This is a genomic window from Streptomyces sp. NBC_00386, from assembly GCF_036063235.1.
In the GTDB taxonomy this organism is placed as follows: Bacteria; Actinomycetota; Actinomycetes; order Streptomycetales; family Streptomycetaceae; genus Streptomyces.
Map to the genome: position 1 here is coordinate 9,179,858 of NZ_CP107950.1, position 13,941 is coordinate 9,193,798.

General features: G+C 72.7%; 11 protein-coding genes. 10 read left to right on the forward strand and 1 reads right to left on the reverse strand.

Annotation, left to right across the window (positions count from 1 at the left end; translation table 11 throughout):
• Positions 1 to 79 precede the first annotated feature (79 nt).
• The 7 genes from OG780_RS40170 to OG780_RS40200 all read left to right on the forward strand — a co-directional run bounded on the left by OG780_RS40170 (position 80) and on the right by OG780_RS40200 (position 9,306).
• Entirely contained in the window at positions 80 to 2,845 is a 2,766-nt protein-coding gene (locus tag OG780_RS40170; RefSeq protein WP_328456711.1) for a phosphoenolpyruvate synthase, read from the forward strand.
• A complete protein-coding gene (locus tag OG780_RS40175) occupies positions 2,842 to 4,494 on the forward strand; it encodes a hypothetical protein (protein WP_328456713.1) in 1,653 nt (550 codons plus the stop codon). Before OG780_RS40170 ends, OG780_RS40175 begins: the two co-directional genes overlap by 4 nt.
• Before the next feature lie 53 nt (positions 4,495 to 4,547).
• Complete coding sequence (locus OG780_RS40180) at positions 4,548 to 5,729, forward strand: SDR family oxidoreductase (protein WP_328456715.1); 1,182 nt, start codon at positions 4,548 to 4,550, stop codon at positions 5,727 to 5,729.
• The gene (locus OG780_RS40185) at positions 5,726 to 6,670 is read left to right on the forward strand and encodes a nucleoside-diphosphate kinase (RefSeq protein ID WP_328456717.1); all 945 of its coding nucleotides are present in this window, start codon (positions 5,726 to 5,728) and stop codon (positions 6,668 to 6,670) included. The genes OG780_RS40180 and OG780_RS40185 overlap by 4 nt, the downstream gene beginning before the upstream one ends.
• A 10-nt stretch (positions 6,671 to 6,680) precedes the next feature.
• Positions 6,681 to 7,661, forward strand: a complete 981-nt coding sequence (locus OG780_RS40190; RefSeq protein WP_328456719.1) for a ScbA/BarX family gamma-butyrolactone biosynthesis protein — start codon at positions 6,681 to 6,683, stop codon at positions 7,659 to 7,661.
• A gap of 119 nt (positions 7,662 to 7,780) precedes the next feature.
• On the forward strand, positions 7,781 to 8,656 hold the full coding sequence (locus OG780_RS40195) for a hypothetical protein (protein ID WP_328456721.1): 876 nt from the start codon (positions 7,781 to 7,783) through the stop codon (positions 8,654 to 8,656).
• Positions 8,653 to 9,306: a nitroreductase family protein gene (locus tag OG780_RS40200; RefSeq protein WP_328456723.1), complete on the forward strand. Its 654-nt coding sequence runs from the start codon at positions 8,653 to 8,655 to the stop codon at positions 9,304 to 9,306. Before OG780_RS40195 ends, OG780_RS40200 begins: the two co-directional genes overlap by 4 nt.
• 43 nt (positions 9,307 to 9,349) lie before the next feature.
• Here the strand turns inward: OG780_RS40200 and OG780_RS40205 are convergent, their stop codons facing one another.
• Positions 9,350 to 10,090 carry a DUF4142 domain-containing protein gene (locus tag OG780_RS40205; protein ID WP_328456725.1) on the reverse strand — a complete coding sequence of 247 codons (741 nt, stop codon included), beginning with the start codon at positions 10,088 to 10,090 and terminating at the stop codon, positions 9,350 to 9,352.
• 315 nt (positions 10,091 to 10,405) lie between these two features.
• Here OG780_RS40205 and OG780_RS40210 point away from each other — a divergent pair, with 315 nt between their 5' ends.
• Genes OG780_RS40210 through OG780_RS40220 form a run of 3 tightly spaced genes read left to right on the forward strand, consistent with a single transcriptional unit; the run spans position 10,406 to position 13,925 of the window.
• On the forward strand, positions 10,406 to 11,068 hold the full coding sequence (locus OG780_RS40210; protein WP_328456727.1) for a TetR/AcrR family transcriptional regulator: 663 nt from the start codon (positions 10,406 to 10,408) through the stop codon (positions 11,066 to 11,068).
• Positions 11,065 to 12,432: an MFS transporter gene (locus OG780_RS40215; RefSeq protein WP_328456729.1), complete on the forward strand. Its 1,368-nt coding sequence runs from the start codon at positions 11,065 to 11,067 to the stop codon at positions 12,430 to 12,432. Before OG780_RS40210 ends, OG780_RS40215 begins: the two co-directional genes overlap by 4 nt.
• Positions 12,429 to 13,925: a pyridoxal phosphate-dependent decarboxylase family protein gene (locus OG780_RS40220; RefSeq protein ID WP_328456731.1), complete on the forward strand. Its 1,497-nt coding sequence runs from the start codon at positions 12,429 to 12,431 to the stop codon at positions 13,923 to 13,925. The genes OG780_RS40215 and OG780_RS40220 overlap by 4 nt, the downstream gene beginning before the upstream one ends.
• Positions 13,926 to 13,941: the final 16 nt, after the last annotated feature.

Sequence of the window (13,941 nt, forward strand, 5' to 3'; positions counted from 1 at the left end):
GCCCGCCGGAGTTTTTTCGACCGGCCCTGCTGTGCAACATTCGAGCGAGGTCGAGCAACAGCCTCGGAGGGGAAACGCATTGTCGCCCACCACGGGATCCGAACACCGGTCCCCGCACGTTCTCACACAGTCCAGCGACGAATCCCTTGTCACCGAATGGGCCGGTGGTAAAGGGAAGAACCTGCACACCCTGACCGCGTCCGGATTTCAAGTACCGCGATGGTCGGTCATCGGCCTGGACGTATTCGCGGAATTCAGCCGCGGCAGTGGCCTCGACGGGCACCTGAAGCGGCTGCTCGCCGACGACTGGGAGCCGAAAGCGGGCCGGATCGCCGCCGAGATCGCCGGCCTGATCGAGGCCGCTCCGCTCGACGACCGCCTCACCGACGCCATCGGACTGGCCTACGGCCTGGCCGGCGGGGGCGCCGTCGCGATCCGGTCGTCCGGTGCGCAGGAGGACGGCGCACGCCACTCGTTCGCCGGGCAGTTCGACAGCTTCCTCAACGTCCGCGGCCTCGACGAGGTCGTCGCCCACGTCCGCCGCTGCTGGGCCTCGGCCTTCAGCGAACGCTCCCTGCGCTACCGCGCGCGCCACGGGCTGGTGATCGACACCGGAGGCGTCGCCGTCATCGTGCAGCGCATGGTGGCCGCCGAAGTCAGCGGGGTGCTGTTCACCGCCGATCCGGCGAGCGGGCGCACCGACCGGCACGTCGTCAGCGCCGTCCACGGACTGGGGGAGGGGCTGGTCTCGGGCGCCGTCGACGCCGACACCGTCGTCCTGGACGCCGCCACCGGCGAGCCGCTGACCACGGTGATCGGCGACAAACAGGAGCGCTACGACGCCGGATCCGGACCCGGCTGCCAGGTGTCACCCGTCGCCCACGAGGACCGCGCCCAACCGGTGCTGACGGCCGCCCGACTGGCCCGGCTGCACGCGGCCGGGGTCCGCGTCACCGCCCGGTACGGCGCCCCCCAGGACATCGAGTGGGCCATCGACGAGGACGCCCTGTGGATCCTGCAGAGCCGGCCCGTCACGACCCTCGCCCCGGCCACCGGCCCCGCACCTGAGCCCGGGCAGGACCTGCGGCTGTGGGACAACTCCAACATCATCGAGAGCTTCAGCGGTGTCGTGTCCCCGCTCACCTTCAGCTTCGCCGCCGACACCTACGCGAAGGTATACGACAGTTACGCCCGAGCCCTGGGCGTCCGCGGGGAGCGGCTGCGCGAGGTGCGGGAGTGGACCCCGTACCTCCTCGGCTATGTCCACGGACGGGTCTACTACAACCTATTCCACTGGTACCGCATGGTGCGTCTCGCCCCGTTGTACCCGCTCAACCGGCGCGTCCTGGAGAAATCCCTGGGCGTCGCCGAGAGTATTCCCGACGAACTCGCGGACACGCTCCACCCGTTCACGCCCCGGCCCGGGCTGCGCGGCCATGCCTCACGTCTGACACGTACGGTCATCTTTGCCGGAAGATTTCTCACCATCCGAAAGTCCGTCGACACGTTTCATCGAGATTTCTATCGCGCTTACACGGTATTCAACAATGTCGACTACGACGCACTGCCGGGAGACGAGACCTACCGCCGATTCCGGCGGCTTCAGCGGGAACTCATCGAAAAATGGGGCCCGATGCAGACCCTCGACGCCACGATCCTGCTCTCCGTGGGACTCCTGGCCCTGCTCACCCGCAGATGGCTGCCGGCCGCGCCCGAATGGTTCATCTGGGCCGCGGCGGCCCCGGGCGACACGGTCGAGTCCGCGGAACCCGTCTGGGCCCTGCGCGAGCTGGCCGTGCAGGCGCGTGCCGACGCCGACATCCTGGCGCTGCTGGAACGCACCCCTGACTCCGAGGCCCGACAGGCGCTGGCCGACGCCGGTCACACCGGCTTCCTGCGGGCCGTCGACGCGTACATCGCCGACTACGGCTACCGCAGCCCCGACGAACTCAAGCTGGAGGTCCCCGACCTGCGCGAGAACCCGGCGGGAGTCTTCACCCTGCTGCGTGAAGTCCTGCCGGACACCGGCGACGGCGGCGGCACGCCGGACCGCGGCGGCGAGGCCGACGCCTACCTCGACGAACACCTGAGCCGTCCGCGGCGCCTGGTGTACGAACGGGTGCGCGGCAAGGCCCGTGCCGCCCTCGCCGACCGGGAACGGCTCAGGTTCTGCCGCACCCGCGCCTTCGGAGCGGCCAAGCGCATGCTGCGCGCCCTGGGCCGCGATCTTGCGCGAGCCGGTGCCGTCGACGCCTGGGACGACGTCTTCCTGCTGCGCCTGGAGGAGATCCGGGGCGCCTACGAAGGCACGATCGCCCACACCGAACTGCGGGACCTGGTCGTGCTGCGCCGCCGGCAACAGGCGGCCGACGCCGAACTGCACGCGCCGTCCCGCTTCACCACCCACGGCGCGCCGTACTGGTCGGGCAACCTCGAACGGGCCGGCTGGAGCAGCGGCCCCGCCGCCCCCAGCGGCGCCCGCGAACTGACCGGAGTCCCCTGCTGCCCCGGCGTCGTCGAGGGGCCCGCCGTGGTCACCGACACCCCGCGCGACATCGGCGGCGGCATCCTGCTCGCCTACCGCACCGACCCGGGATGGGTGACCGCGCTCTCCTCGGCCGCGGCCCTCGTCATCGAACGGGGCAGCCCGCTGACCCATGTGGCCGTCGTGGCAAGGGAGCTGGGCATTCCGACCGTCGTCCAGGTCAAGGGCGCCACCACCGAGATCCGCTCCGGCACCCGGCTTCGGGTCGACGGCGCCGCGGGCACGGTCACCGTACTCGCCGACCCGCCGCACGACAGCCCGGCCGCCGCGGACAGCCCCCGAACGGAGACACACAAGTGATCCTCACCGAGGAACGGCTGCAGGGCCTGCTCGACAAGTCGCTCGCCGAACTCCCTCCCGACACCGAGCGGGCCGTGACCCTGGAGGGCTCCATAGCGGAGGGGTTCGGCAACCCCTCCTCCGACATCGACTTCCTGCTCGTGAGCCGCACGGACGACGATCTGCCGACCATGCCGTCGCTGCTGTTCGTGGACGGCAGGCGGGTGGAGATCCGCACCCGGTCGGTGCGCCGGCTCGCCGACCAGTTCACGGCGCTGGAGCAAGGAGCAGGACGGCCCGGCCGGCTCTCCGAGGATCTCCTCAACCGCTGCCAGCGGGTGCTGCACAGCCATCCGCTGCGCGGGCACAGCCTCATCGAGGAGGTGAAGGCGCTGCTGCCCGTGGAGCGCTTCCGCCGGATCGCCGCCGACTGGTGGGCGCACCGGGCCCGGCAGTCCCTGCGGCACGCGATGGCACTCCAGTGCCTCGGCGAGAGCGAAGAGGCGGTCGACTGGACGCGCGCCGCGCTCGTGCAGAGCGTCAAGTCCTGGGCGGCCGGCCTGGGCGAGACCTATCTCGAACCCAAGTGGCTGTCCATGCAACTGGACCGGGCGGGACGGGCGGACATACGCGACCGCTACTGGGAGCTCGAATCGGCCGCGGTCCGGCCCGGCGACACCGATGCCGCCCAGGCCCACCTGACCGACTGCCTCGGCTTCGCCGAGGACCTCGGACTCACCAAGGTCCCCCGGCGGCCCGAGCGGCTCACCGTCGAACGCGTGGCCCGGGTGACCACCTGGCAGACCGGCGAACGGATCCACGTCGTCCGCGGCCGGCGCGACGTGTTCGCCCTCGGCGCCGACGCCGGGGCCGTCTGGCGCTCCCTCGTCCTGGGCAGGCCGCTGCCCAAAGTGCTGGCCGGGGCCGCCGGTACCGGTGTCACCGGCCCCGGAGCGCTGTTGGCCGTCTTCCTGCGCTACGGACTGATCCGCCTCGCCTGGAAGGGCGGCGGCGCCGTCACCCCCGCGCTTCCCCTCGCCGCTCCGCCCGGCCCCGTGACCCCGCCGCCCTCCACGGCGCAGCCGTTGCTGTCGGTGCGCGGCGCGGCCGTCGGCGAAACCCGCTCGGTCGACCTGATGCCCCTGCCCGCCGACCGGTTCGCCGCCGCCGCCATGGCCCTGGTGTGGTCCAACGTCGTGGTCGAGAACGCCGTCGAGGACCTGACCGGGGCCCTGCGACGCGGCCAGCACCGGGTGGCCGAACTCACCGCGCGCCGCGCCGTGCACGCCGCGCTGCGCGCGCTGTTCAGCGCCCACGGGGTCAATCCACTGCCCGCGGACGCCGACCTCGTACGGCGTATGGACCTGCTTCCCGCAGCCACCCGGCCGATCGGCGTGCACGCCGCGGAGCTGCTGGGGCGGGGCGTGGACTCGGCGGAGGACGGCGACGCCCTCCGCGCGGAGCTGCGCCGCTTCATCGGCCTGGTGCGGGGTGCCGTGGGTGCCGACTCCTTCCCGCTCTCGTTCGACTCCGCCCACACCTGGCGGGCGACGCTGCAGCTCGGCCACGACTGGCTGCGCATGGGCGCCCACCTCGGCGCGGAGCTGCCCATCGAAGAGGCCCGCGACCTGCTGGCCGGCAACGGGGCCCAGCCCCATCAGGCCCGGTGACGGCGCCGGGCTCCCGAGCATCCCACCCGACGTTCCGCGCGGAGGATCCACCGATGTCCGATCCGATCAACTCCGGTCCGATGAAAGCCGATACGTCGGCTTCCGATCTGATGACGTCTCAGCCGATGGCGGCCGATCCGGCGGTGTCCGGCCCGATGACGGTGCTGCTGACCGGCGCCAGCGGCTTCGTGGGCGCAGAGGTGACCGCCCGGCTCACCGCCGCCGGTCACACCGTGCTGGCGGTGCTGCACCGCAACGGCGACCTCGTCCGCAACAACGGCAGAAAGCTCACCGCCGGTCCGGGCACCCTCACCCGGATGACCGGTGACATCACCCGCCCCGGCCTCGGGCTGAGCGGCGACGACCGGCGGCTCGCCGCCACCGCCGACCGGATCGTGCACTGCGCCGCCGTCACCGACTTCGGACTGCCACCGGGACGGTACGAGCGCGTCAACGTCGAGGGCACCCGGCACGTCCTGGGCGTCGCCCTGGCGGGCGGTGTCCCCCTGGTGCACGTCAGCACCGCCTACGTGTGCGGGGAACGCGACGGCACCGCGTACGAGGACGAACTCGACCTCGGCCGGCGCCCCGGCAACGACTACGAGAAGAGCAAGCTGGCCGCGGAGACCCTCGTCCGCAAGGCCGCGGCGGACGGCCTGCAAGTCGCCGTGGTCCGCCCGAGCATCGTCACCGGCGCCGCCCGCACCGGCCGTGTCCGCGACCTCAAGACCATCTACCCCGTGCTCCGCGTCCTGACCAGAGGCCTGGTCCGCACCGTGCCCGGCCACCTGGACGCCGTCCTCGACCTGGTCCCGGTCGACCGGGTCGCCGACCTGGTGACCGAGGCCGCCACCCGGTTCCAGGACACCGAGGGCCGCACCCTGCACGCCGTCGGCCACGAGCTGACCCTGCGGGACATGTCCGACGTCCTCGCCGAGTACCCGTCCCTCCACGTGCCGCGCTTCGTCCCCCCGTCCGCGTTCTCCGCCACGGCCCTGCCCGGCCGTGAACGCCCCTACTACGACCGTGTCGTCTCCCTGTACGCCCCCTACTTCCGGCGCCGCGTCCGCTTCGACGCCACCCACGCCGAGGCCTTCGGCCACCGCCCGCCCGCGACGGGCGCACACGCCTACCTGCGCCGCCTCCTCGACCACTGCCTCGCGACCGGCTACCTCGGCCCGCCCCCGCGCAAGGAGCCGGCCGCCGCCCGACCCGACGGGAGCACCCACCGATGACGCCCGCCCACCCCACCGAACCCTCGTACGGCATACCCGTCTCACCGCTGCTGACCTGCCACCCCGACAAGCAACGCCTGTACGGCGCGGACACCTACTACCAGGAGAGCCACGACCAACTCGCCGCCCTCACCGGCGACATCACCGGCTTCGCCCACCGGCACGCGCTGCTGCTCCTCAAGCCCGACGCCGTCGTGGCCCGCAGGCTGGACGTGGCCGCGGACTGGCTGGCCGGGCAGGGCTTCAGGATCGTCGGCGCGGCCGTCACCCGGCTGACCCGCACCATGATCCGCTCCCTGTGGTACTTCCAGTGGAACCTCGCCACCCCCTACCGCAGACGGCTGGCCGCACTCTTCCTGGAGGACGCCGACGCCCTCGTGCTCCTCGTCCGCCCCCGCCACGACCTGGACGTGCCCGCCTCGGTCGAACTCACCCGGCTCAAGGGACCCACGGACCCTGACGTCCGCCGGCCCGGTCAGCTGCGTCATCTCCTGGGCCGCTACAGCTACTTGCTGAACCTCGTGCACACCCCCGACGAACCCGCCGACGTCCTGCGCGAGTTGGCCGTCCACTTCGACGACGGCGAGCGCGACCGTCTGTTCCGCTCCGCCCTCGCCGACGAGGACCGCACCGGGCACGCCCGGGAACTGACCGGCCGGTTGTACGACGCGACCGCGCCCCGGGACCTCGCCTTCGATCCCGCCGTCGCCCGGCTGCGCGACACCGTGTCCCGGCACCCGGGCGCCGACCCCTCCGCCACTCCGCGCACGCTGCTGGAGACTGCCTGGCGGCGGGGAATCGAACTCGACCCGTGGGACGCCGTCATCGTCGGCTCGAAGGTGCTTCCCATGCGGCAGCCGGGCCGGACGCCCGTGCTGGACGGAGCCGACGCCGACACCTGGCGCCTTCACCTGGACACCGTCCGCGCCACCGCGAACTGAGGAGCGGCCCATGCAGTTCACCCGGACACTCCCCAAGGAACTGGTCCACCGCTCCGCGGCCGCGGAGGTCTTCCTGACCGACGCCGAACGGCACGGCGAGAACGAGATGCTGCTGGCCGCACGGTTCCCCCGCCGTCACGCCTTCTACGACGACACCCTCGGCCCCGGCGACCGCCTCGACCCCTTGCTGCTTTTCGAGGCGTGCCGGCAGGGCATCTTCGTGGTGGCCCACCGCTGCCTCGGCGTCCGTCCGGGGCACAAGTTCCTGCTCAGGGCGGTCGAGTTCGAGGTGCCGGACCCGGCCGCCCTCACCCGGGAGGACCGGCCCACCGAGGCGGTCGTCGTCACCCGGATCGAGAAGCGGTTCCGGACCCGGGCCGAAGTACGGGGCCTGCGCCTCTGCTTCACGCTGGCCATCGGCGGCCGCGAGACCCTGCTGGCCCGCATCGACTACTCCTGGATGCCGCCCGAGGACTGGACGCGTCTGAGGGCCGGACAGCGCGGCGCGCTCGGCCTTCCGGCCATGCCCGTCGCCCTGCGCGGACCACACGTCGAGCCCGCACTCGTCGGCCGGCGCACCCCTGCCAACACGGTCATCTCCCCGCCGCGCACCGCGGACGACGGCACCCACACGGCGGACCTGGTCGCCGAGACCAGCCACCCCACCCTCTACGACCACTGGGTGGACCACGTGCCCGGCATGCTGGAACTGGAGGCGTTCCGCCAACTCGCCCTGCGCGCCTGTGTGTCCGCCGGAACCGTCCGCACACCCAGCCCGTTGCCCGTCGCCCTGAGAGCACGGTTCCGGCGTTTCGCCGAGATGGATCTGCCGCTGGTGTGCCGGACCGCTCCGGTCCGGCCGGGCGCCGACATCGAGTGCACCCTGCGCCAGCCAGGCACCCTGGCCGCCGAGGCCAGCGTCAGGCTCGCCGACCCGGACACCCGACCGGTTCGTTCCATGGCGGCCCCGACCACCCACAGGGCCGCATGAGTTCGGCCGTACCGAACCGAGACGCACCCCACCGGAAGGTCCCCGCAGTGCCCACCGCCGCCGCCCCGCACGTGCCCGCCCGACCGGGCCGGCGTCTGCCCGCCCGCCCTGGACGGCATGTGCCCGCTCGACTCGGCCGTTTCGTGCTGCGCATGTTCCGGCCGCAGATCTACGTCACCTACGGACTGCTGTGGGTCCTCGCCCTGGAGGGCACGGCGGCGGCCGCGACCGGCACGGCCTGGCGTCCCTCCGGCGCCACCGCGATCCGGGTCGTCAGCGTCGTACTGGCCCTGTTGTTCCTGCGGATGCTGGACGAACAGAAGGACCTCGCCCACGACCGTGTCCACCACCCGGACCGGCCGCTCGTCACCGGCGCGATCACCGCGGCCGAACTGCGCGGCGCGATGACGGTGATCACCGTGGTGGTGACCGGTCTGAACGCGGCCCGCTCCACGACCGACGCACTGCTGATTCTCGCGGCCCTCGGATACGGGCTGTTCCTCGCCCCGTTGGAACGTCTAGTTCCCGCCGTGGGCGAACGGCCCCTGCTCGGCCTGGCGTTCACCTACCCGGTCCAACTGCTGCTCGGCGGCTATGTCTACGGATCCCTCGTCGCCGCGGGGACCGTCACCGCCGACTGGCGCGGCGCGGTGCTGCTCGCCCTGTGCGCCTGTGTCTTCCTGCACTTCGAGTTCGCGCGCAAGACCGCCTGGGAAGCGCCACCGGGTGCCCGGCTGTACTCGGCCGCCCTCGGCCCGAGGCGCGCCGCGGCGGTGACCGCGGGCTTCGCGGCCGGCGCCGTCGGCTGCGAGGTCGTGCTGCTCGCCCCGCACGGTCCGCTCGCCCTGCTGCCCTGCCTGGCGGCCGTCCTTCCCGCCCACGGCACCCGGCGGTTCCTGGCCGCCGGCCACGGCGGGTGGCCGGTGCCCGCCGCGATCGCTTTCGTCGTGGCCACCCACCTCGCGCTGGCCGTCGGGGCGGTGCTGCTGCCATGACCGCCGAACTCCCCCTCTCCTGCGAGGAGTTGCTGACCACCACGCGGTCGGTGCGGTACGGCCTCGACCTGGACCGGGCGGTGGACCCGGCCCTGGTCGAGGACTGTCTGAGCATCGCGCTCCAGGCACCGAGCGGCAACAACCGGCAGAACTGGCGCTGGATCGTGGTCACCGACCCGCGTGTCCGGGCGGATGTCGCCGAGGTGTACCGGGCCGCGTTCTACGAACGCAACTCCGCCCGTCTGGACCGGCCGGCGGACCTGCCCGAGGGCGTACGCTCGGTCCTCGTCTCCGCCCGGGCGCTGGCCGACCGGCTGCACCGGGTACCGGTCCTGGTCATCCCGTGTCTCGAAGTGCCCGGCGGACGGCTGCCCACGGGCAACCAGGCCGGGCTGTGGGCGTCGTTGCTGCCGGCCGCCTGGAGCTACGCGCTGGCCGCCCGCAGCCGCGGCCTGGTCACCGCCTGGACGGCGGTGCACCTGGACCGTGAACAGGAGGTCGCCGACCTGCTGGGCCTGCCGCCCACGGTCCGCCAGGGCGCCCTGCTGCCCACGGCCCACCCGCTGCGCGACACGTTCCGTCCGGGCCCGCGGCTGCCCCTGGACCAGGTCCTGCACCACGACGGCTGGCAGGGCACCCGGCCGGCCTGAAGTCCCGCGCGCAGGAACGACCGGCCGCCCGGCCGCCCGCGCTTCAGCCGACCGTCGGGCTGGGCGTCGGGCTGTTGGTGTTCACGTTGAGGTCGGGGCGCGGGGTGAGGACGACCATCGGGGCGCCGGGCTGCGGCGCGGGCGGCGTGAGCTGGTCCTTGGGAAGTGTGGGCGGGGCACTCTGCTGGGCGATGACCTGCGCGAAGTCGATGGTGCCGGTCTTCTCCATCATGGTGATGTGGTCGAGGACCGTGTCGTTGGCGAGGTCCGCGAGCTCGCGTACGAGGGAGTTGTTGGTGTTGGCGCGCACCTTGGCGATCACCGAGAAGATCGAACCGTGCGTGACGCGCAGGATGTTGGCGGTGGTCCTGTCGAACTCCTTGCCGCTCAGGGCCGCGGAGGTCGCCACGAACTGCTGCTGCTGCGGAGACGCCTGGTTGGGCAGAGTGATGTTCAGCTGGACGGCGACCTTGCGGTCCAGATCGTCGAGACGGGCGTGCCCCACGATCAGGTGCTTGCCGGCCTCCCGCATCGCCGGGGTCGAGCCCTTCTTGAGCGCGATCTCGCCCAAGGGGTACTCCCACAGCCCGGCCGCGCGGACCTTGACGACGAAGTCACGGTCGCCCTCGGTGAGCGGGCCCCACTGGGTGTCCGCGATGACGCGGGTCTGGGCGCTGGACGCGGTCTGGAACCCGAGCATGGTCGGGTATGCCAGAGCGGCGAGAGTCAGAGTCACCGCGCCGCCCACGAAGACCGTTCCTGCCAAGTTGCGTGAGACGGGCATGATGCCTCCTGACGTATCGATCAGATTTCACAGGGGGTACGGATGTCACGGCCCCATTGATCATTTTGCTGGGTAAATTCTGACCTCTTCGCTGTGTTGTGCGTCACAGTCGGTGCACAGGTTGTCGGTTCGGTGCGGCGCGGTGCCGTCGGCGGTGCCGGGTCCGAGGGGCCGGCCGGGAGTCGGCGGGGGCCGTCCGGCGGGCGTCCTCGGCAGGAACGTACGGGCGAACCGCCGTGCGCGTCCGGTGGGGTCCGCGAAATCGTCTCCATCAATCGATTGATCGGCGCCTCCCGACGGCATATCCTCCCCGCCATGTCCGACTCGCCACCCGCCTCACCGGCCCCGGCCCCACCGCCCGCCGACGCCAGCCGCGAACGCATCATCGCGGCAGCCACCTCCCTCTTCGCCGACCACGGCTACGACGGCACGAGCACCCGGCGGATCGCCGCCGAGGCAGGGCTGAACATGGCCACCGTCGCCTACCACGTCGGCGGGAAGCCGGACCTCTACCGCGAGGTCATGCTCCGCGCCCACCTCGCCGAGCAGCGGGTGCTGACGGACGCGCTGGCCGCCTTCCGGGAGCTCGCGCCCACCGATCCGGCCGCGGCCGTCGCCGGCCTGGTCGACCGCTACCTCGACTTCTGTCTCGACCAGCCGCACATCCCGGCCCTGTGGATGCGCCGCTGGCTCTCGGACGCCGCCGAGTTCGCGGATCTGGAGGCCGCCTACGCGCGGCCGCTCGTCGACGCGGTCCGCGACACCGTGCGCGAGGTCGTCCCGTCCGCACCGCGGGCCGGATCCGCCGAGCCCGCCGACGTCGAGATGACCGTCTGGACGGTGCTGTGGAGCACCCACGGCTTCTGCCGCTCGGGCATCCGCGCTGAGGTCCCGCGCTTCCGCGCCCACCTGCGCGCCCTCGTCCTGCGCGAACTGGGGCTCGCCGCCCCACGACCGCGCGACCGGGAGCGCGGATGACGACCGCCCTGGTCCCCCCGCCCGCCGTCGGCGACCTCACCCGGCGCCGCCTGTTCGTCTACGGACTCGGCTCGGTCGGCACCGGCCTCTTCTCCACCGTTCCCGGCCTGCTGCTCCTCTACTTCATGACCGACGCGCTCGGTGTCCCCGCGGGTATCGCCGGACTCGTCGTCGCCCTGCCCAAGGCCTGGGACGCCGTGTTCAACCCGCTGGTCGGGGCGGCGAGCGACCGTGAGGCCGTCCGTACCGGCCGACGGACCCGGCTGCTCGTCGCCGGCGCGCTCGCGCTGCCCGCCGCGTTCGCGGCGATGTTCCTGTCACCCATGACCGGCACGGGCGCGGCGGTGTGGGTGACGGTCACCTTCGTCCTGGCCGCGAGCGCCTTCTCACTCTTCCAGGTGCCCTACGTCGCCCTGCCCGCCGAGATGTCCCCCGAGCCGTCCGTCCGCACCCGGATCATGGTCTGGCGGATCGTCTTCCTGACCCTGGGCATCCTCGTCGCGGGCGGCGCCGCACCCCTGGTGGTCGACGCCGCGGGCGGAGGCCGCAAGGGATACGGAACGATGGGGCTGACCGTGGGCCTCGTCATCGCGGCGGTCCTGCTGGTGCCCGCGTTCGGCACCCGCTGGGTGCGCTCACGGCCCGGACCCGAACCCCTCGGACTGGTCGCCGCCTTCCGCACCGCACGCGGCAACCGTGCCTTCTTCGCGCTGTTGCTCTCCTTCGTGCTCCAGGCCGCCGCCGTCGCGATCATGCTCGCCGCCGCACCGTACGTCGCCACCTACCGCCTCGGCGGCTACGGCCTGACCTCGATGCTCTTCGTCTGCCTGGTCGCACCCAGCGCCGTCGCCGTCCCGCTCTGGGCCAAGGCCGCCGGACGGTGGGGACGACTGCGCTGCCTCACCGTCGCCACCTGCGGCTACGCCCTCGGCGCCGCAGCCCTGCTCCCGGCCGCCGGCAGCGGCAGCGGCACCGTGGCGATCGCCACGACGCTCGCGCTCTGCGGACTGCTGGGGGTCTGTTACGCGGCCCTCCAGGTCCTGCCGCTCGCCCTGCTGCCCGACACGGTGCACGCCGACACCGCCAGGACCGGACAGATCCAGTCCGGCGCGTTCACCGGACTGTGGACGGCGGGGGAGACCGTCGGTCTCGCGGTCGGCCCCGGCGCCTACTCGATCGCCCTGGCCGCCACCGGCTTCGTCTCCTCGACCCTGGACCACCCGGTCGCCCAGTCCGCCACCGCGCGAACCGGGATCCTCCTGGGCTTCAGTCTCGTCCCCGCCCTGCTCATGCTGCTCTCCCTGCCCGCCCTGCGCGCCTACGGCCGACGCCGCGCCGTGCGAGAAACGGAAACCACCCGATGACGACCCCTCAGCAGACCGCCGCCCCGGCCGCCCACCCGGGCCTGCCCGAGACCGGCCGCTCCGGCGCCGACCTCCTCGCCGAACTCGCCGTCCTCACCGCCGCCGACCTGCCCACCAGGGGCGGCAACACGACGGCCTACGTCTACGACAGCGGCCGTCCCGAAGTACGCGAGGCCGCCGAACGGGCCTACCTGACGATGATGGAGGTCAACGGCCTGGACCCGACCGCGTTCCCCAGCATCGTCGCCCTCGAACGCCAGGTCGTCGGCGCGACCGCCACCCGCCTCGGCGGCGACGACACCACGCCGGGCATCTTCACCAGCGGCGGAACCGAGTCGATCATCCTCGCGGTGAAGGCCGCACGGGACGCCCGCCCGGACGTCCTCGCCCCGGAGATCGTCGTCCCCGTCACCGCCCACGCCGCCTTCCACAAGGCCGGCAGCTATCTGCGGGTCGCCGTGCGCAGCGCACCCGTCGACCCCGTGACGTACCGGGCCGACCCGGCCGCGATGGCCGAGCTCTGCAACGAGAACACGGTCCTCGTCGTCGCCTCCGCCCCCTCCTACGCCCACGGCGTCATCGACCCCGTCGCCGAGATAGCCGCCGACGCCGCCGGCCGCGGCATCCCCTGCCACGTCGACGCGTGCGTCGGAGGCTGGCTGCTGCCCTGGCTCGCCGAGGCCGGCGCGCCCGTCCCGGCCTTCGACCTCTCCGTCCCCGGCGTCACCTCTCTCTCCTGTGACCTGCACAAGTTCGGCTACGCCCCCAAGGGAGCCTCCGTCCTGCTGTTCCGCGCCGAGGCCCTGCGCCTCGACGCCTACTACGCCTGCGCCACCTGGCCCGGCTACAGCGTCGTCAACTCCACGATCCAGAGCAGCAAGGGAGCCGGCCCGCTCGCCGGGGCGTGGGCCACCCTTCAGGCCCTCGGCGCCGACGGTTACCGCGAACTGGGCCGCGCCGCCCTGTCCGCGACCCGGACACTGATCAGCGGCGTCCAGGAGATCGACGGCCTCACCGTCCTCGGCACCCCCGAGGCCACCCTGGTCGCCATCGGCACCGATCCGGCGGCCGAGACCCCGCTCGACCTCTTCGCCCTCGCCGACGAGACCCGCGCCCGGGGCTTCTTCCTCCAGCCGCAGCTCAGCCTCGACGGGCTGCCGGCCAACCTGCACCTGACCCTCACCGGGGTCAGCGAGCGGGGCGTCGAGGAACTGCTCGCCGTCCTGCGTGAATGCGTCGACGTGGTCCGTCCGCTCGGGCCCCCGACGCCGCCCGCGGACATCGTCGACCTGCTCCGCCAGGTGGACCTGACCGAACTCGACAACGCCTCCTTCGCGGCACTGCTCCCGGCCGCGGGCGTCGACCTGAGCGGCGACAACGCGGCCCGGATGGCCCCGGTCAACCGCCTCTTGGACGCCCTCCCGGCGACGACCCGCGAGGTCATCGTCACCCGCTTCCTGTCCGCGCTCTACAGCCCTTACCTGGGCGGCTGAGCGCCGGGCCGGGACA